Source organism: Pantoea sp. SIMBA_079 (genome assembly GCF_046940275.1).
Classification (GTDB): Bacteria; Pseudomonadota; Gammaproteobacteria; order Enterobacterales; family Enterobacteriaceae; genus Pantoea; species Pantoea borealis.
In genome coordinates this window covers 1-236 of the sequence record NZ_JAWRYR010000905.1, presented here as the reverse complement: position 1 = coordinate 236, position 236 = coordinate 1, and the positions used below count along the sequence as shown (strand labels likewise).

Below are 236 nucleotides of genomic sequence, written 5' to 3'. Positions count from 1 at the left end.
ATAGAAGATTGAATTGACTAAGAGCTTCTTTTTCAAACAGCATATATGGGTCCTGTTGACCATAACCGATTAAACCCATTCCTTCCTTCACACTATTCATTTCGTTTAAATGGTTCATCCAATTTGTATCAATATGCTGCAGCATGAAAACACGTAACTGATTTTGCCATTCTGCATCGGCTTGAAAAATTTCAAGTATCGCTTCCAATTCACCTAAAGCATCCAGAGCTTTTCCC

The 236-nt window shown here is 37.3% G+C and carries 1 protein-coding gene; it reads right to left on the bottom strand.

Annotated elements, in window-relative coordinates:
• The coding region (locus tag SB719_RS22565; RefSeq protein ID WP_412160094.1) for a hypothetical protein at positions 1-236 on the bottom strand (236 nt) is incomplete at both ends.